Annotated in this window: 14 protein-coding genes and 1 pseudogene; 11 read left to right on the top strand and 4 right to left on the bottom strand. The window is 41.3% G+C overall.

Translation table 11 applies throughout. From position 1 onward, the window contains the following. Positions 1–7 precede the first annotated feature (7 nt). Positions 8–3,259: a S41 family peptidase gene (locus tag CJF29_RS15475; RefSeq protein ID WP_074557941.1), complete on the top strand. Its 3,252-nt coding sequence runs from the start codon at positions 8–10 to the stop codon at positions 3,257–3,259. Positions 3,260–3,368: 109 nt separating this feature from the next. Here CJF29_RS15475 and CJF29_RS15470 read toward each other — a convergent pair whose 3' ends face one another. Then, entirely contained in the window at positions 3,369–4,040 is a 672-nt protein-coding gene (locus tag CJF29_RS15470) for a YczE/YyaS/YitT family protein (protein WP_099146802.1), read from the bottom strand. A 154-nt stretch (positions 4,041–4,194) separates the two neighbouring features. Here CJF29_RS15470 and CJF29_RS15465 point away from each other — a divergent pair, with 154 nt between their 5' ends. Then, the gene (locus CJF29_RS15465) at positions 4,195–5,100 is read left to right on the top strand and encodes a helix-turn-helix domain-containing protein (RefSeq protein ID WP_099146803.1); all 906 of its coding nucleotides are present in this window, start codon (positions 4,195–4,197) and stop codon (positions 5,098–5,100) included. Positions 5,101–5,167: 67 nt separating this feature from the next. On the opposite strand, the gene CJF29_RS15460 is transcribed toward CJF29_RS15465, so the two are convergent. Both CJF29_RS15460 and CJF29_RS15455 read right to left on the bottom strand, forming a co-directional pair. Next, entirely contained in the window at positions 5,168–6,925 is a 1,758-nt protein-coding gene (locus CJF29_RS15460; protein ID WP_099146804.1) for a 1-deoxy-D-xylulose-5-phosphate synthase, read from the bottom strand. Positions 6,926–7,225: 300 nt separating this feature from the next. Then, the gene (locus CJF29_RS15455) at positions 7,226–7,393 is read right to left on the bottom strand and encodes a winged helix-turn-helix domain-containing protein (RefSeq protein ID WP_081352720.1); all 168 of its coding nucleotides are present in this window, start codon (positions 7,391–7,393) and stop codon (positions 7,226–7,228) included. 151 nt (positions 7,394–7,544) lie between these two features. Here CJF29_RS15455 and CJF29_RS15450 point away from each other — a divergent pair, with 151 nt between their 5' ends. From CJF29_RS15450 to CJF29_RS15440, 3 genes are all read left to right on the top strand, one after another. Beyond that, on the top strand, positions 7,545–8,576 hold the full coding sequence (locus CJF29_RS15450; protein WP_074638066.1) for an alpha/beta hydrolase: 1,032 nt from the start codon (positions 7,545–7,547) through the stop codon (positions 8,574–8,576). 66 nt (positions 8,577–8,642) lie between these two features. Continuing rightward, entirely contained in the window at positions 8,643–9,506 is an 864-nt protein-coding gene (locus CJF29_RS15445) for a DUF3737 family protein (protein ID WP_074638082.1), read from the top strand. A 3-nt stretch (positions 9,507–9,509) separates the two neighbouring features. Beyond that, the gene (locus CJF29_RS15440) at positions 9,510–10,670 is read left to right on the top strand and encodes a MalY/PatB family protein (RefSeq protein WP_074638068.1); all 1,161 of its coding nucleotides are present in this window, start codon (positions 9,510–9,512) and stop codon (positions 10,668–10,670) included. Positions 10,671–10,682: 12 nt separating this feature from the next. Here the strand turns inward: CJF29_RS15440 and CJF29_RS15435 are convergent. After that, positions 10,683–10,771: pseudogene (locus CJF29_RS15435) on the bottom strand (anaerobic ribonucleoside-triphosphate reductase activating protein); the annotation flags it as partial. Between the two features lie 192 nt (positions 10,772–10,963). On the opposite strand from CJF29_RS15435, the gene CJF29_RS15430 reads away from it, so the two are divergent. The 6 genes from CJF29_RS15430 to CJF29_RS15405 all read left to right on the top strand — a co-directional run bounded on the left by CJF29_RS15430 (position 10,964) and on the right by CJF29_RS15405 (position 18,081). After that, positions 10,964–12,100: an OmpA family protein gene (locus CJF29_RS15430; RefSeq protein ID WP_081352721.1), complete on the top strand. Its 1,137-nt coding sequence runs from the start codon at positions 10,964–10,966 to the stop codon at positions 12,098–12,100. A gap of 201 nt (positions 12,101–12,301) precedes the next feature. Beyond that, positions 12,302–13,375 carry an STM4015 family protein gene (locus tag CJF29_RS15425; RefSeq protein WP_099146813.1) on the top strand — a complete coding sequence of 358 codons (1,074 nt, stop codon included), beginning with the start codon at positions 12,302–12,304 and terminating at the stop codon, positions 13,373–13,375. Between the two features lie 3 nt (positions 13,376–13,378). Beyond that, positions 13,379–14,389, top strand: coding sequence for an STM4014 family protein (locus CJF29_RS15420; protein ID WP_074559838.1), 1,011 nt, complete (start codon positions 13,379–13,381; stop codon positions 14,387–14,389). Beyond that, complete coding sequence (locus CJF29_RS15415) at positions 14,376–15,230, top strand: STM4013/SEN3800 family hydrolase (RefSeq protein ID WP_099146805.1); 855 nt, start codon at positions 14,376–14,378, stop codon at positions 15,228–15,230. The genes CJF29_RS15420 and CJF29_RS15415 overlap by 14 nt, the downstream gene beginning before the upstream one ends. Next, a complete protein-coding gene (locus CJF29_RS15410) occupies positions 15,227–16,504 on the top strand; it encodes an STM4012 family radical SAM protein (protein WP_099146806.1) in 1,278 nt (425 codons plus the stop codon). Before CJF29_RS15415 ends, CJF29_RS15410 begins: the two co-directional genes overlap by 4 nt. Positions 16,505–16,515: 11 nt before the next feature. After that, positions 16,516–18,081, top strand: a complete 1,566-nt coding sequence (locus CJF29_RS15405) for an STM4011 family radical SAM protein (protein ID WP_099146814.1) — start codon at positions 16,516–16,518, stop codon at positions 18,079–18,081. The last annotated feature ends 27 nt before the right edge of the window (positions 18,082–18,108 follow it).

The raw sequence follows: 18,108 nt of genomic DNA, 5'->3' as shown, positions 1-18,108 counted from the left end.
AATTGATATGAAGAAACTAATAACTTCGTTAGCACTGGTATTATCAGCATTATCCAGCTATGCAATTACTCCTTTGTGGATGCGTGATGCACGTATTTCACCGGATGGGACCGAGATTGTCTTCTGTTATAAAGGAGATATTTATAAAGTTCCCGCACAAGGAGGAACTGCCGTTCAACTTACCACACAAGCCTCTTATGAAGCCAATCCCGTCTGGTCTCCCGAAGGAAAACAAATCGCATTTGCCAGTGACCGGAATGGAAATTTCGACCTGTTCATCATGCCTGCCGACGGAGGTGTCGCCCGGAGACTGACTTACCATTCCGCATCGGAAATTCCCTCGGCTTTTACACCGGATGGAAAGTATGTCCTTTTCTCCGCTTCCATACAAGATCCTGCAAACAGCGCCTTGTTTCCTACGGGAGCAATGACAGAATTATACAAAGTTTCTGTAGACGGAGGACGCACCGAACAAGTATTGGCAACTCCCGCCGAACTCGTTTGTTTTGATAAAGCAGGAAAGAACTTTCTTTATCAGGACCGCAAAGGTTTTGAGGATGAATGGAGAAAACATCACACTTCATCCATTACGAGAGATATTTGGTTATACAATACCCAAACCGGAAAACATACGAACCTGACAAACCGGGGAGGGGAGGACCGTAATCCTGTATATGCACTTGATGGTAATACAGTCTATTTTTTGAGTGAACGTAATGGAGGTTCTTTTAATGTGTATACTTTCCCATTGAATACTCCACAAGAAGTAAAGGCTGTCACTACTTTTAAGACTCATCCGGTACGTTTCTTGTCTGTCAGCGATAAAGGAACTTTGTGTTATACCTATGACGGTGAGCTTTATACCCAGAAACCCGGTGCCCGTCCGGAAAAAGTAAAAGTAGAACTTGTCCGTGACGATGAAGAGCAGGTTGCTGCACTTAAATTCTCACAGGGAGCCACTTCCGCTTCCGTATCTCCGGATGGCAAACAGGTTGCTTTTATTGTGCGTGGTGACGTTTTTGTAACTTCAACTGACTATGCTACAACCAAGCAAATCACAAATACTCCCGCGAAAGAAGCTTCCGTCTCTTTTGCTCCGGACAACCGGACGCTGGTTTATGCCAGTGAACGCACCGGTAATTGGCAACTTTACACTGCAAAAATAAGCCGTAAGGAAGACCCTAATTTCCCTAATGCCACTCTTATTGAGGAGGAAGTTTTGTTACCGTCCAAAACGGTAGAACGTGCCTATCCGCAATATTCGCCGGATGGTAAAGAACTGGCTTTTATCGAAGACCGCAATCGTTTGATGGTACTCGATTTGAAAACGAAGAAAGTACGTCAGGTGACGGACGGTTCTACATGGTATAACACTGGAGGTGGATTTGACTACGAATGGTCGCCGGATGGCAAATGGTTTACTCTTGAATTTATCGGCAACCGTCACGATCCTTATTCGGATATAGGTATTGTCAGTGCACAGGGAGGAGCGATAACCAATCTGACTAATAGCGGATATATCAGCGGTTCTCCGCGTTGGGTACTCGATGGAAATGCCATTCTTTTCCAGACCGAACGTTATGGTATGCGTGCACATGCTTCTTGGGGGTCTCAACAGGATGTTATGTTGGTATTCCTCAATCAGGATGCTTATGATCGTTACCGTTTGAGCAAGGAAGATTTCGAATTGCTCAAGGAACTTGAAAAGGAACAAAAGAAAGCAAAGGAGAAAGATGATAACAAGAAGAAAGACAGTGATAAAGAGAAGGCGGATGAGGAAAAAGTAGACCAAAAAGATATAGTAGTCGAACTTAACGGCATTGAAGACCGTATCGTACGTCTGACTCCCAACTCTTCTGACTTAGGCAGTGCCATACTATCCAAAGATGGGGAGGATCTCTACTATTTCTCTGCTTTCGAAGATGGATATGACCTTTGGAAAATGAATCTCCGTGAGAAAGAGACAAAACGTCTGCATAAACTCAATACCGGGTGGGCATCGCTGATGCTGGATAAAAAAGGAGATATCTTCTTATTGGGAAGCCGCAATATGCAAAAGATGGATGCCAAGTCGGATGCTTTGAAATCAATCAGTTATCAGGCTGAAATGAAAATGGATTTGGCAGCTGAACGTGAAGCGATGTTTGACCATGTGTACAAACAACATCAGAAACGTTTTTATAATGTCAATATGCACGGGGTAAACTGGGATGCCATGACTAATGCTTATCGCAAGTTCCTGCCTCACATTGATAACAATTATGACTTTGCAGAACTGTTGAGTGAATGGTTGGGCGAGTTGAATGTTTCACATACCGGAGGACGCTATTCTCCCAAAGGTAAAGGTGATGTTACTTCCAATCTGGGACTTCTGTTCGACTGGGATTATCAGGGAAAAGGGATGCAGATTGCCGAAATTATCGAGAAAGGTCCGTTCGACCATTCGCGTACCAAAGTAAAAGCGGGATGTATCATTGAAAAGATTAACGGTGAGGAAATAACTCCCGATCATGACATCACTTGTCTGTTGAATAATAAAGCAGGGAAGAAGACCTTGATTTCAATCTACAATCCGCAAAATAAAGAACGTTGGGAAGAAGTAGTGATGCCGGTTACGAGTGGTCAGCTGAATGGGTTGTTATACAAACGTTGGGTGAAACAGCGGGCGGCAGATGTTGAGAAATGGTCGAAAGGACGTTTGGGATATGTTCATATTCAATCCATGGGAGATGACAGTTTCCGTACCGTTTACTCGGATATTCTGGGAAAATATAACAACTGTGATGGAATTGTGATTGATACCCGGTTCAACGGTGGTGGTCGTTTGCACGAAGATATTGAAATACTGTTCAGCGGTCAGAAATATTTCACTCAAGTAGTCCGCGGACGTGAAGCGTGTGACATGCCAAGCCGTCGTTGGAACAAGCCGTCTATTATGCTGCAATGTGAAGCCAACTATTCGAATGCACATGGAACTCCATGGGTATATAAACATCAAAATATAGGAAAACTTGTCGGTATGCCTGTTCCGGGTACAATGACGAGCGTGTCTTGGGAAACTTTACAAGATCCTTCACTCGTCTTTGGTATTCCTATTGTCGGCTATCGTTTGCCTGATGGCAGTTATTTGGAAAACACCCAGTTGGAACCGGATGTGAAGGTTGCTAATGATCCGGAGACGGTCGTTAAGGGAGAGGATACCCAATTAAAAGTGGCTGTCGATGAACTTCTGAAAGAAATAGATAAGCAGAAGAAGTAAATGCAAGTATAATTATATCTGAAATAAAAAGTCGCTTCTTTGAAAAGATATTGATTCTTTCAAAGAAGCGACCTTTTTATAAGGTGTTTATTTAAAACTGACGCAGGATTTACTTCCAGACTGGTAATAATTTATGGAGGGTCTTTCTCGTCATTATCTTTTGATTCAGGAAACTCACGATATATCCGGTTATGCAGGCTGCAATGAGTGACCCCTCACGTACTCCTTGAATACCTTGTGTCAGTAAGAGGGAGAGAATTACGGCCATTGTAACCAAAGTAATATCAAAATAGACTTTGAACTTTCCGAACTCCTTGTTATAATGGCGGGACGCATATTTCACGAATGCTTCTGCACTCATCATGGCTACTCTCGGTTTTAGTTCGAGAACTACTCCGATAGATTGCACCATGCATCCTGTAAGTAATAAAGCGATTGACATGCCATAATTGGCGGGATGCAGTTCACTTGTCAGCATCATATTAAAATCAATGAATGCCGAAAAGATAAAAGAGAACGGCATTTGAAGAAGAATTTCAATAATATCCTGCTGGGTTCTGTTTTTTCGGATTAACCAGAATTGTCCCAAGATAAGAACCATATTGATGATGAAGGTGCAAGTACCTAATGACAAAGGACTATTCAAGCTTAATACATAATTGATGCTCGATATGGGAGTAGTCCCTAGTGCCGAGCGTATAATCAATACAATGCTTGCCGCTAAAAAATAAAGTCCGATAACAAATACTAAATACCTCTTGAAAACATCTTTCATTTCCATTCCTTTTTGACCTCCTTTATTTATTTTCCTTTCATGTATTGAAAAGGATATGCAAAGGTCCCGTTTTTTACTCTGAAATAGATTATCTAATTCCGTACACTTTTTGTCATATCCGAAACAAATCGTATTTTTACGTCATAAAAAGAAGATGTAAATGGTAAAATCTCGTATATTTGATAATACGCAGCTGTTGAAGGAGCATCCGGAACTTCCTCATTATAAAGAGGAGGTAGTCTGTTTTAGGAGTGAATATAAAGACAGAAGTTATCCGGCAAATGAATGTTATTTCAATCGGGAACTTTATATGATATTCGTTCTTGAAGGTCGTTCGGAGATTCTGCTGAATGGAGAGTTTATTGCGATAGAGCCGAATATGCTGCTTATTCATGGAGCAAATTATCTCACGGAGCATCTTTACTCAAGCCGTGATATTCAGTTTATTACTCTTGCCCTTTCCGAATCCATGCGGACAGACGACTCTTATTTGACACAAATAACGGCTATCTTATTGGCGACAATGAGGCAGAATAAACAATATACGATACAGTTGACAGAGTACGAAGCCCAAATCATCCGTAAGGAACTGGAAGTGTTGATGCGCCTGCTGAATATTGAACATCATTTTCTTTTCCGGCGCATACAGGCAGCGTGCAATGCTTTATTTCTTGATATAGCTGATTTTCTTTCCCGAAAGACAATTATTAAAAAAGAGGTCAGCCGTAAAGACCACGTTTTACAGGAGTTTCATGAATTGGTTACCCGGAATTTCAGGGAAGAACATTTTGTGAGCTTTTATGCGGATAAACTGGCTATCAGTGAGCAGTACCTGGCCCGTATTGTACGCGCCGGAACAGGCAAGACTATCAATAGTATTATAAACGAACTGTTGGTTATGGAAGCGCGTACCTTGTTGAGTTCTACAAAATCTACGGTTGGTGAGATTGCTTCCAAGTTAGGGTTTAGTGATGCGGCAGCTTTTTGTAAGTTCTTCAAAAGGAATGCAGGACAGACTCCATTGAATTATCGAAAAGGATTGTTACTTCATATCGAAATGAAATAGGTTGATGTAATTGTCTTAACCGACAATATACATCAACCTGTTGAATATATAGTGAATGGGTTTGATTTTAACCGATAAGTGCTGTGATATCTTCTACAATCTGCTCATCTGTCAAGTGATTGGCACGGAGAAACTCCTGTAAATCAAAACGATCTACAAATTCCTTTTTAGCTCCATAGTTCAGGACTTTCATGTCTGTAGCACCATAGTAGCGGGCAATTTTTTCACCGAAACCGCCATCCAATACACCATCTTCCAATGTTATCACTAACTCGTGATCTGCTTTCAGTTCATCCATCAGTTCGTTGTCTACACCGGTGATGTAACGCGGATTGATGAGTGTTGCGTCGACATTGTTTTTTTCTTTCAGAAGTGATGCAACCGACTGTCCTAATCCATAGAATGAACCCAAAGCCACAATGGCCACTTTCGAACCGCGATGAGTAACTTTGTAACGATTGAGAATGCTGTAATCGGAATCTACCGGTTCTCCGCTACTGATTACATCTGTTGCCGGCACGCGGATAGCAACCGGGTGTTCATTCTGACGGATACTCCATTCCAGCATGGCAATATATTCTTCCTTACAAGTCGGAGCCAGATAAACCATATTAGGAATATTGCTGATAAGCGGAATATCGAAGAAACAGAGATGAGTCACATCATTCATTCCGGATAACGTACCCCAGAAGACCAACAAAACAGCCGGATTGTTATTGATACAAAGGTCTTGTGAAAGTTGATCGTAGGAGCGTTGGATGAATGTACTATATACTCCGTAAACGGGTTTCCCACCATTGGCTGCGATACCCGAAGCAAGAGCTACTGCGTGTTCCTCGGCAATGCCTACATCTACGAATTGCTTGCCTGCTTCCTGACGACGGTCCGGAGTAAATCCCAGAACGGTGGGAGTACCAGAAGTGATTGTTACCACACGCGGGTCCTCCTTCATCTTTTTCAGCAGGTATTGGGCGGTTACCTCGCTGTAATCTTCTTCTTCATCACTCACTTTTGCTTCTCCGGTTTCTACATTGAATGGAGTACGCCAGTGGTAAGTCTCTTTATCTTGCTCGGCACGTGCATAACCCTTACCTTTTAATGTATTGATGTGTACTACTATCGGATGCTGAATATCTTTCACTTTAGAGAAAGCTTCAATCAATGCCTGTACGTTATTACCATCATTTACATACATATAATCCAGTCCCATTGCCTTGAAGAAGTTGCATTCGCACTGACCGTTACTGTCACGTAATTCTTTCAGATTCTTGTACAATCCTCCGTGGTTCTCGGCAATAGACATCTGGTTGTCATTAACGATAATAATCATGTTAGTACCAAGTTCTGCTACATAATCCAATCCCTCGAAAGCTTCACCTCCGCTTAAAGAACCATCCCCTATGACGGCTATGATATTTTCATTGCCGCCTGTAAGGTCGCGTCCCTTTGCCAATCCGCTGGCCAGGCTGACAGAAGTAGAAGTATGTCCGATGATGAAGAAGTCATGTTCACTTTCTTGCGGTTCGGTATAACCTGATACATTGTCGTATTTTTCCGGATGAAGGAACGCATCTTTACGACCGGTCAGCATCTTGTGTACATAACTCTGGTGCGATACGTCAAATACAATTTTGTCTTTGGGTGAATTGAATACATAGTGTAAAGCAATCGTTGCTTCCACCATTCCGAAATTAGGTCCGAAATGCCCGCCATGTTCACTTAATTTTTGCAGGAGTGCTGCACGGATTTCTCCACCTAACTCGTTTAGCTCTTTTTCCGACAGTTTCTTAACATCTGCAGGAGAATAAATATTTTCTAAATACATATCAAACAGTTTTTCTAAATAATGTTTTTACTTATTTCTTTATGACACCGCAAAGATACTGCAGGATTTGAAATCTGTTTGTATATGAATTACGGATTAATTTACCCATATTACAGTTCCCCATAATAGGATAACTCAACTTTTATAAGGAAAAGTATTGATGTGTTATTAAAAAAAGAAACGTTTTCATTTTTGTGGAAGCATTTCTAGATTATATATGCGGAAAATACCTTATTATTATGAGCGATAAATATTCATAAGGTTATTTATGCAGTAGCATAATACGGCCATCTTTCTTATTTACAACAATATTATTTTCTCTTGCCAACCAATAGCTAAAACTGCTTCTTCAAAAGTCATAGTTAGCTTTTGACACAACTCTTGTATGGAAAATTCGAATGTTCTTTTCTCAAGTTCATTCCATACACGTCCGGCATTACTGCCAATTTCTGTAATTCTTAAATTCATTTGTCCAATTACATTCTTTCTTAATATTCTACAATCTGTAATTGGGGTTATAATGTCAGTAATTCGTCTACAAATGGTCTCTTTCTTTCATCGTACTTTTGCAATGTCGAAAATAGGTAATCAATTTATTAATTATTAAAGCGCAAGAGATATGAAACGGATTTTATTATTAACGGCTGTATTTATGATGATGCTCGGAACCAGTTTTTCTTCAGCACAGACAAATGCTGATAATTTTTATAAAAGTGATCGGGTGGATGTAGAAAAAGTATCTTTTTCTAACCAATATAAGATGAAAGTAGTGGGTAATCTTTTTCTGCCCAAGAGTATGAAAGAAGGGGGAAAATATCCTGCAATCATTGTAGGGCATCCGATGGGAGCTGTTAAGGAGCAGAGTGCGAATCTCTATGCAACGAAAATGGCGGAAAGGGGATTTGTTACACTGTCCATCGATTTGTCTTTCTGGGGTGAGAGTGAAGGCGAGCCGCGTAATGCAGTTTTGCCGGAGGTTTATTCGGAGGACTTTAGCGCTGCGGTTGATTTTTTAGGTACGCGTCCGTTCGTTGACCGGAATCTTATTGGTGTAATTGGAATTTGTGGGAGCGGAAGTTTTGCTATCAGTGCAGCGAAAATAGATCCTCGTCTCAAGGCCATTGCAACAATCAGTATGTATAATATGGGAGCAGCCAACCGTAATGGATTAAATCACTCATTAACGTTGGAACAGAGAAAGCAGATTATGGCTGAAGCGGCGGAACAGCGTTATACAGAATTTTTGGGTGGGGAAACTAAATATACCAGTGGAACTGTACATCAATTGACAGAAACGTCCAGTCCGATCGAGCGGGAGTTTTATGAATTCTACCGTACGCAGAGAGGAGAATTTACTCCTGACGGAGTAACTCCTATGACCACTACACACCCTACGCTCTCAAGCAATGTGAAATTTATGAATTTCTATCCTTTCGAAGATATTGAAACTATTTCACCCCGGCCTATGCTTTTCATCACCGGAGAGAATGCCCATTCACGTGAATTTAGTGAAGACGCCTATCGATTGGCTGCCGAACCTAAAGAACTGTACATAGTACCCGGTGCCGGGCATGTCGATCTTTACGATCGTGTGAGCCTTATCCCGTTTAATAAGCTGGAAGCTTTCTTTAAGGAGTATCTGAAGAAATAAATTTCAATACCATAAATAGGATATACTATGTGTAATTTTTGAAATAACAGACTAAAAAATAAAATGATGCAACAAATAAGAAATAAAGAATATGGAGGCGAACGCCCTCTATTTGCAACCCATGACATTCAGTTAGAAGATGTAACGATTCATGCCGGTGAATCGGCACTGAAAGAATGTAGTAATATCATAGCGATAAACTGCCGTTTTGAAGGGAAATATCCTTTCTGGCACACCAATGGATTCATTGTGAAGAATTGTCTTTTTACAGAAGGAGCTCGTGCTGCCCTATGGTATTCTCAAAGTCTGCAAATGGCGGATACCTTGGTGGAAGCACCGAAGATGTTCCGTGAAATGGATGGGGTAAAACTCGAAAATGTGCAGTTGCCCAATGCCTTGGAAACGTTTTGGTATTGTCGTAATATAGAACTGAAGAACGTACAGATTGATAAAGCAGATTATCTTTTTATACATAGCGAGAATATTCATATACAAAATTACGCTCAAAATGGAAACTATTCGTTTCAATATTGCAAGAATGTAGAAATCCATAATGCAGTCATCAACTCCAAAGATGCTTTTTGGAATACGGAAAATGTAACTGTCTATGATTCGGAACTGAACGGAGAATATCTGGGATGGCATTCTAAAAACCTGCGTTTGGTAAATTGTAAGATTTCGGGCACTCAACCTCTTTGTTACGCACATGATCTGGTGATGGAAAATTGTACGATGGCGGAGGATGCTGACCTTGCTTTTGAGCACAGTAGCGTGAAAGCAACGATTAAAAGTCCGGTTCATAGTGTGAAAAATCCTCGTACAGGGAGTATTGTTGCCGAAAGCTTCGGCACAATTATTCTGGATGAAAATCTGAAAGCACCGGGAAATTGTGAATTGAAACTCTGGGACGACCTAACCTGTTTTGATTGAAATATGAAGTATAATTTCGATGAAATTATTCCACGCAGAGGTACGAATTCCTATAAATGGGATTCGTCCGCAGATGCGGATGTCTTGCCGATGTGGGTGGCTGATATGGATTTCCGTACGGCTCCCCCCGTCGTGGAGGCATTGAAGAAGCGGGTGGAACATGGGATTTTCGGATATGTACGCGTACCTGACGCATACTACGAAGCGATAACCAACTGGTTTGCACGACGACATGCCTGGCGGATAGAAAAAGAATGGATTATTTATACTACCGGAGTTGTGCCGGCAATATCTGCTGCAATTAAAGCACTGACAGTACCCAGCGATAAAGTGATGGTGCAGACGCCTGTATACAATTGTTTTTTCTCCTCTATCCGTAATAACGGGTGCGAGATGATTGCCAATCCTTTAGTATATAGAAACAGGGGGTATCAGATTGACTTTGATGATTTGGAGAGGAAAGCTTCCGATCCGAAGATAAAACTCATGTTGTTATGTAATCCGCATAATCCTGTCGGAAGAGTATGGAGTAAGCAGGAATTAAGGCAGATAGGTGAGATTTGTATTCGGAATAATGTGTTTGTGATCGCTGATGAAATTCATTGTGAATTGGTTTTTCTGGGGCATGAATATACTCCTTTCGCTTCTATATCAGAAGAGTTTCTTGTGAATTCGGTAACCTTTGTTTCGCCTAGCAAGGCTTTCAATCTGGCAGGGCTTCAGATAGCCAATATTATTTCTGCAGATGCAAATGTACGGGTGAGGATAGATAAAGCGATTAATATAAATGAAGTATGTGATGTAAATTCTTTCGGAGTGGAGGCGTTGATGGCTGCTTACAATGAGGGTGAAGAATGGCTGGAAGAACTTAAAATCTATTTGTTTGCGAATTACATCTATTTAAAAGGTTATTTTGATGAATATCTTCCGGAATTTCCCGTAATGATGTTGGAAGGTACGTATCTGGTTTGGGTAGATTGCTCGGTCTTGAATCAAACGTCAGCAGAAATAGTAAAAGACTTGTTGAAGAAAGAAAAGCTTTGGGTGAACGAAGGCAGTCTGTATGGAGAGACTGGTGAAGGGTTTATCCGTATCAATATTGCATGTCCGCGACAGCGGTTGATAGAAGGATTAAACAGATTGAAGCGGGTACTGAAATCATAAATACGAATGAAAAGCTAATTGTTCCATTTCTGCAGGTGAAGCATCACCCCCATGAAACAGACACAGGTAATCGCTTTTCCATATTTACCAAGCAGGATAGAAAACCTTCTTCATATTTTAGATTTTCTGAAAGCATAATAGATGTTAATAGGGCTCATAGCTTGCGAACTAATTTTTGGTATGATATGTTGTCTAAAGTGAATAACGAATTAAAAAATGAACTAGAAAGTTAGACATGAACATACAATACATTTCTAATGATTTAGCAGATAAAACATTACATTTAAAAACTTATGAATATGAGAAAATCTATTATTTTATTAGCTTTTATATTGGGTGGCTTTACAGCAGCAAATGCCCAATCAGTTGTAGAAGGTACCAAACTTACAGATAATTGGTCTGTCGGAGTAAATGCCGGTGGAGTCACTCCCCTTACTCACAGTGCTTTCTTTAAAGGTATGCGTCCCGCTTTTGGAGTGGGAGTCTCAAAGCAATTAACTCCTATCTTCGGTTTGGGATTCCAAGGAATGGGATATATCAATACCACATCCAGTAAAACGGCTTTCGATGCTTCGGATGTCAGCGTATTGGGTAAAGTCAATTTGATGAATCTATTTGCAAGTTACACGGGCGAACCTCGTTTGTTTGAAGTGGAAGCTGTGGCCGGAATGGGTTGGTTACATTATTATGTGAATGGCGATGGCGATCAGAACTCCTGGTCTACGCGTTTGGGATTGAATTTCAATTTCAACTTGGGTGAAAGTAAAGCATGGACATTAGGAATCAAACCTGCCATTGTGTATGATATGCAAGGTACTTACCCTGAAACAAAGAGCCGTTTCAATGCTAATAACGCAGGTTTTGAGTTGACAGCCGGATTGACATATCACTTTAAGACAAGTAACGGAACACATCATTTTGCCAAAGTGAGAGTATATAATCAAGCCGAAATTGACGGACTGAACTCTTCAATCAATGCACTTCGTGCAGATGTAAACAACAAAGATGGTGAGATCAGCAATGCAAACCAACGTATCAACGGATTGCAGGAAGAACTTGAAGCATGCCGCACAAAAGTGGTTCCGGTGGAGACTGTAGTGAAAACCGCCCGTGTACCCGAATCTATCATTACTTTCAGACAAGGTAAATCGTCAGTTGACGCTTCACAACTTCCTAATGTGGAACGTGTAGCTTCTTACCTGAAGAAATATGCTGATTCTAAAGTGGTTATTAAGGGATACGCTTCTCCGGAAGGTAGTGTTGAAGTGAATGCCAGAATTGCCGCAGCACGTGCAGAAGCTGTAAAAACGATCTTGGTCAACAAGTATAAAATCAGTGCATCTCGTATCACTGCTGAAGGTCAGGGTGTAGGCGATATGTTTACTGAACCGGATTGGAACCGTGTAAGTATATGTACTATTGAAGATTAAACTGATATATTACAGAAATAGAATAATGAAGGCTGCCCCAAAAGGCAGCCTTTGTTGCATATCTTGGGTTGTATTTTTGAATACTCTGAAAGTTTAGTAAACAGATTTCTTTGTACATTACATAAAATGGTTATTTTTGCAGGTATTGTTCATGCGCGTTCTGTGTTGAGTGTGCAAATATCAACCATTAAAAACTGTATTATGAAGAGAGTATTCGTTTTTCAAGATTTTAAATCGCAGAAATTCTGGAGCATAGAGGTAGTCGGAACAGATGTTACTGTAAATTATGGTAAGTTGGGGACCGACGGACAAACACAAGTGAAAAACTACGCAACGACTGAAGAAGCTGAAAAAGCAGCCAGCAAACTGATTGCGGAAAAGACCAAAAAAGGGTATGTAGAAACTGCTGAAGAAACTGCACGTGAAATGAAAGTGGAAGCCAAGAAATATACTTTGAGTTATGATGAGTATGAAAACAATGTGAATCTTCTGGATAAGATATTGAAAGATAAACATCTCTCTGAATATAAACAAATAACAATCGGTTGTTGGGATTATGAGGGTGGCGACTGTTCTGCCTTATTACAGGGAATGATTGAAAATAAGGAGAAGTTCGCACAAATAGAAGGCTTGTTCTGGGGAGATATTGAGCAGGAAGAACAGGAGATTTCATGGATTGAACAAGCTGATATTAGTCCGCTGCTCGATGCCATGCCTAAATTGAAAGATCTGAAAATCAAAGGAACCAATAATCTGCGTTTGGGAAAGACTTCACGGCCGGAGTTGCGGTCACTGGAAATTATCAGTGGTGGCCTGCCTACTGAAGTGGTAGAAGATATTCTTGGTTCTGATTTCCCCAATCTGGAAAAACTGATTCTATATGTTGGTGTGGAAGATTATGGATTTGAAGCTGATATTGAGATATTCCGTCCGTTGTTCTCCAAAGAACGTTTCCCGAAGCTGACTTATCTGGGGATCGTCAATTCTGAAGAACAGGACAAGATTGTAGAAATGTTCCTGGAGTCGGATATTCTTCCCCAACTTGAAACAATGGATGTTTCGGCCGGTACTCTCAAAGATGAAGGTGCCCAATTATTGCTGGATAATATGGATAAGATCGCTCATTTGAAGTTTATCAATATGCGCTACAATTATTTGAGCAAGGATATGAAGAAACAGCTGCAGAATCTTCCTATGAAAATAGATATTGCTGAAACTGAAGAGGTGGATGAATATGATGGTGAATTGTGGTATTACCCGATGATTACAGAATAGGAGATGCAGATAATCGTTGTCAGCAACTCTCTGTCCAAACGTATAGAATACTTTATTGAAGCAGGCAAACACTTGCAGACGGAAGTTCGTTTTATGACTTACGGGGAACTTTTTAACTGCTTGCCGCAATTACGGCAGGCAGTTATCAAACTGGAACCTTGTGTAAGCGATGAAACGGATTTCCAGAAATATGCGCTGTTGAATCAGGCATATAAGGAAACACTGCAACGTTTGGGCGAGATGAGGCTATCTGATGACGTGTCCTTTTTGAATACTCCCCATGCTTTGTTACGTGCTCTTGATAAAAAGGAGACTAAACAAGTGCTGATGGACAGAGGTTTGAAAGTGACTCCGATGTTACCTTCTCCCCATTCTTTTGATGAGTTGAGAGAGCTTCTTGCCGGTTGCGGTAGAGGATGCTTTTTGAAACCCCGTTACGGTTCGGGGGCGGGAGGCATTATGGCTGTTCGCTATCAACCCAACCGGAATAAATGGGTAGTCTATACTACCTTGCAACAAGTGGATGGAGTCATTCATAACACCAAACGTATCCACCGTTTGAGTACGGAAAAAGAGATGATCCCGTTGGCGGAAGCGGTGATGCAAACAGAAGCTATTTTAGAAGAATGGATTCCTAAAGAGCAGTTGCAGGGAGAGAATTATGATCTCCGGGTAGTGTGCCGGGAATCTGAAATTGATTATATCGTTGTGAGATGCAGTAAAGGAAGCATAACCAATCTGCATCTGAACAATAAGGCACATTGGTGGAACGAATTGTCTTTGCCGGAAGTAGTGCGGCAACAAATCTATTTTCAGTGTCAGGAAGCGGTTCAATCTTTGGATTTGCAATATGCCGGAGTGGATGTACTGATAGAGAGAGGAACAGATATTCCTTATATAATAGAAGTCAACGGACAGGGAGATCATGTGTATCAGGATATGTTTGCTCATAATTCTATTTATATTCAACAGATAAAAAACATAAAAAAGAGATATAACCATGCAAATAGATGAACTGCCGGCTGGCGAACAGACCCAAAATCCGAATCTGGATATGAATCAGGTGGTGGGTACTCATGATATATTGATGCTTTGCTTTGATACCTTGCGTTATGATGTCAGCAAGGAGGAAGAAGAGGCAGGAAGAACACCGGTACTGAACAGTCACGGAGGAGAATGGGAAAAAAGACATGCGCCGGGAAATTTTACTTACCCGTCTCATTTTGCCATCTTTGCAGGATTTCTGCCTTCTCCGGCGGAACCTCATTCGCTACGCAGCCGTAAGTGGTTGTTTTTCCCTGTGCAAGCTGGTACGGGACGTATTCCGCCTGCGGGAAGTTATCCGTTTACGGAAGCAACTTTTGTGCAAAGCCTTGCCAATGTAGGTTATGAAACGATTTGTATAGGAGGGGTGAACTTCTTCAGCAAGCGTAATGAACTGGGGCGTGTGTTTCCCGGTTACTTTACTAAAAGTTATTGGCTGCCGACCTTTGGATGCACGGCACCCGATAGTACTGAAAAACAAATTGATTTTGCATTGAAGAAACTCGAAAACTATCCGGAGGACAAACGGATTTTTATGTATATCAATTTTTCTGCTATTCATTATCCGAACTGTCATTATGTGGAAGGCAAAATGAAGGATGATAAGGAATCACACGCTGCCGCGCTGCAATATGTCGACAGTCAGCTACCCCGTTTATTTCAGGCCTTTCAGAAGCGGGGAAATACGCTGGTGATTGCTCTTTCCGATCATGGCACTTGCTATGGAGAGGATGGATATGAATATCATTGCATATCTCACGAAACGGTTTATACAGTCCCTTACAAACACTTTATTTTAACGAAAAAATGAATCAACCGCTACCACGATATGTAGACTATATGTATAGTTATCCACATAAAACTGCTTATCGTTCTTTTCCGTCCCCGGTTTCGCTGGTTCCTTACCTGAAACAGGTGGAAGGACAGAAAGCATCGCTTTATTTCCATATTCCTTTTTGTAGTCATAAATGTGGATATTGCAACCTGTTTTCTCTGCAAACAAATCGTGCGGATTATATCGCAACTTATTTGGAAACTCTTCACAAGCAGGCGCAACAGTTGTCTCCACTCACTACCGGACTGGCATTTGATAGTTTCGCCATTGGAGGAGGCACACCGTTGCTCCTCACTGTTCCTCAACTGGAATACTTACTGGATACAGCTGCCTTATTCGGAGTGCATCCTTCACATACCTTTACTTCCGTAGAAACATCGCCGGAATATGCCGATCCTGCCCGTTTGGACTTATTGAAGCAAGCAGGAGTGGCTCGTGTGAGTATTGGCGTACAGAGTTTCCTTGACGAAGATTTAACTGCTTTGAAAAGACGTCCCCGGCGAGACATGATTAATCAGGCGCTGGAGGCTATTCGGAAGAGACAATTCCCGTTTTTTAATATTGATTTGATTTACGGAATCAGAGGACAAACTGTGGCCAGCTTTCTTTATTCATTGGAACAGGCTCTTCTGTTTCAGCCTAACGAACTCTTTATCTATCCGCTATATGTGCGACCGGGAACGGCTATCACAGAGCGGGAATCCGATGATGTCTGTTTTCAGATGTATTGTGCCGCTTGTGATTTGTTGAAAGACAGAGGCTTTCTACAAACTTCGATGCGACGTTTTATTCATCATCCGTCTACTGATGCGGAAATCTCATGTGGGGATGAAGTGATGCTGTCGTGTGGCTCCGGCGGACGCAGTTACCTGGGTAATTTGCATTATGCCACCCGGTATACTGTTTGCCAGCGTTGTATTGCCGGAGAGATAGATGATTATATGGGCACTACTGATTTTACAGTGGCTCGTAATGGATTTATTCTTTCTCAGGAAGAACGGCGACAACGTTTCATCATTAAAAATCTGATGTATTATATGGGGCTTGATAAGGCCGAATATGAGCGTCGTTTTGGAGAATCACCGGATAATGTGCCGTTGTTTCGACAGTTAGCTGAACGGCAATGGATAGAAAATACGGATAACGGTCGTGTTTGTCTGACTTCCGAAGGAATGGCATACTCCGATTATATTGGTCAGTTGTTCATTACTCCTGAAATAAGAGAACTGATGGAAACTTATTCTTATTGAACGAAATAGAAATGGAAAACGAAAGCTCTTTACTTTCCTTCAGGCATATGTATTATCGCGGTAAATTGAATAGCTGCAACTATACCTGTTCTTATTGCCCTTTCGGCAAGAAGTCGCATCTGGCAGATACAACACAGGATGAACAGGCATGGAATCGTTTTATAGCAGCTATTGAACAATGGAAAGGGGAGCCGTTGCAGCTATTTATTATTCCTTACGGTGAAGCGTTGATCTATCGTTATTATCGGAAAGGAATGATGCATTTGGCGGCATTGCCACAGGTGTCCGGAATTTCCTGTCAGACTAACCTTTCTTTTCCGGCTAAACACTGGCTTGATGAGATTTGTGTGGCTCCCACTGTGATAAGTAAGATAAGGCTTTGGGCTAGTTTTCATCCTGAGATGACTTCGGTAGAGAAATTTGCACATCAGATTCATATACTCCATCATGCGGGAATACAGGTATGTGCCGGAGCGGTAGGAAATCCCTCTGCAAAGGCTGTACTTAATGATTTACGGAATGCTCTTTTACCGGATATTTATTTATTCATTAATGCTATGCAAGGGTTAAGGGCACCATTAAGTCAGGAAGATATTCAGTTTTTCAGTCAACTGGATAATCTTTTTGAGTATGACTTGAAGAATGCTCCGGCACAATGGGAAGTTTGTGCAGGAGGAAGGAATAATTGTTTTATCGATTGGAAAGGGGATATGTATGCTTGTCCCCGAAGCCGGGTGAGGATAGGTAATTTTTATCAAGGTGATGGAGCTGTTGTGCCGTTATCTTGCAAGAGGAAGGTTTGTGACTGTTATATTGCATTTAGTAACCTGAACAATCACCCTTTACATCGAATAATGGGAGAAGGGGCGTTCTGGCGAATACCGGACAAGCCACTTATTACGACTGTTTTCTTCGATGTGGATGGAACACTGACTGATTCACAGGGAAAAGTTCCAGAAAGTTATGCTAACGCTTTGCGATATATGGCACAGTCCGTTTCCTTATATCTTGCCACTTCTCTGTCGATGGAGCAGGCGAAGAAAAAGCTGGGAAAGGCTCTTTTCGATTTATTCAGAGGAGGAGTGTTTGCAGATGGAGGTTTATTATCTTATTCGGGGCAGATTAAGTGTTTGCCGGTGAAAGTATATCCGGAGGTAAATGGAGAATCGTCAAAAGTTACTATTCATAGTTATGAAGGAGTGGTTTACAAGTATAGTATATTGGTACGTGATAAAGAACAGAGAGAAGCTATTCTTACCCGGTTGAAAGAAAATCCCTGCCAGGTCTTTCATAAAGCTCCGCTGATAACAGTCATTCATCCTGAAGCGAGTAAAAAAGAGGGGGTACTTCAGTTATGTAAGGCTTTGGGTTTAGCTTCTGAACACACTTTAGTTGTAGGAAATTCGTTAAAGGACTGGCCGATGATGTCTGTGGTTTCTCATTCTTGTGCCGTAATGAATGCGGAACCCTTATTAAAAGAACGCGCACGTTATACGCTGAATCCGGATCGGTTGGCAGCTTTCTTTCGTTTTTCTAACGGAGATCCTATAGACCAAACCTCGTCTGATAATAGTTGATATATAGCTAGTTACATCTTCATAGGA

The organism is Bacteroides celer (assembly GCF_002632415.2).
Lineage (GTDB): Bacteria > Bacteroidota > Bacteroidia > Bacteroidales > Bacteroidaceae > Bacteroides.
This window is presented reverse-complemented; position numbering and strand designations above follow the sequence as displayed.